Below are 1,397 nucleotides of genomic sequence, written 5' to 3'. Positions count from 1 at the left end.
TGCTTTGTGGTCAAGTCCTCGGCCTATTAGTACTGGTCAGCTCCACACATTACTGCGCTTCCACTTCCAGCCTATCAACCCGGTCGTCTCCCGGGAGCCTTACCCACTTACGTGGTGGGAGACCTCATCTCAAGGCGAGCTTCCCGCTTAGATGCTTTCAGCGGTTATCCCTTCCGAACGTAGCCAACCAGCCGTGCTCCTGGCGGAACAACTGGCACACCAGAGGTTCGTCCGTCCCGGTCCTCTCGTACTAGGGACAGCTCCTTTCAAGTCTCCTGCGCGCGCAGCGGATAGGGACCGAACTGTCTCGCGACGTTCTAAACCCAGCTCGCGTACCGCTTTAATGGGCGAACAGCCCAACCCTTGGGACCTACTCCAGCCCCAGGATGCGACGAGCCGACATCGAGGTGCCAAACCATCCCGTCGATATGGACTCTTGGGGAAGATCAGCCTGTTATCCCCGGGGTACCTTTTAGCCGTTGAGCGACGGCGCTTCCACATGCCACCGCCGGATCACTAGTCCCAGCTTTCGCTCCTGCTCGACCCGTCGGTCTCACAGTCAAGCTCCCTTGTGCACTTACACTCGACACCTGATTGCCAACCAGGCTGAGGGAACCTTTGGGCGCCTCCGTTACTCTTTAGGAGGCAACCGCCCCAGTTAAACTACCCACCAGACACTGTCCCTGATCCGGATCACGGACCGAAGTTAGACGTTCAAAACGACCAGAGTGGTATTTCACCAATGACTCCACCACCACTAGCGTGATAGCTTCACCGTCTCCCACCTATCCTACACAAGACGTTCCAAACGCCAATGTCAAGCTATAGTGAAGGTCCCGGGGTCTTTCCGTCCTGCTGCGCGTAACGAGCATCTTTACTCGTAGTGCAATTTCGCCGGGTCTGCGGTTGAGACAGCGGGGAAGTCGTTACGCCATTCGTGCAGGTCGGAACTTACCCGACAAGGAATTTCGCTACCTTAGGATGGTTATAGTTACCACCGCCGTTTACTGGCGCTTAAGTTCTCAGCTTCGCTGCTCCGAAGAACAACTAACCGGTCCCCTTAACGTTCCAGCACCGGGCAGGCGTCAGTCCGTATACATCGTCTTACGACTTCGCACGGACCTGTGTTTTTAGTAAACAGTCGCTTCCCCCTGGCCTCTGCGACCCCCACCAGCTCAGAGCGCGAAGCTCGTCACCAGCGAAGGCCCCCCTTCTCCCGAAGTTACGGGGGCAATTTGCCGAGTTCCTTAACCACAGTTCACCCGATCGCCTTAGTATTCTCTACCTGACCACCTGAGTCGGTTTAGGGTACGGGCCGCCACGACACTCACTAGAGGCTTTTCTCGGCAGCATAGGATCACCCACTTCGCCACAATCGGCTCGGCATCACATCTCAG

1 rRNA gene is annotated in these 1,397 nt (G+C 56.7%); it reads right to left on the bottom strand.

The annotated features are described in order from the left end of the window. Positions 1–6: 6 nt before the first annotated feature. Positions 7–1,397, bottom strand: a 23S ribosomal RNA gene (locus AB0G15_RS43460); the annotation flags it as partial.

It is taken from the genome of Streptosporangium sp. NPDC023825 (assembly GCF_040639575.1).
Taxonomy (GTDB): domain Bacteria; phylum Actinomycetota; class Actinomycetes; order Streptosporangiales; family Streptosporangiaceae; genus Streptosporangium.
This window is presented reverse-complemented; position numbering and strand designations above follow the sequence as displayed.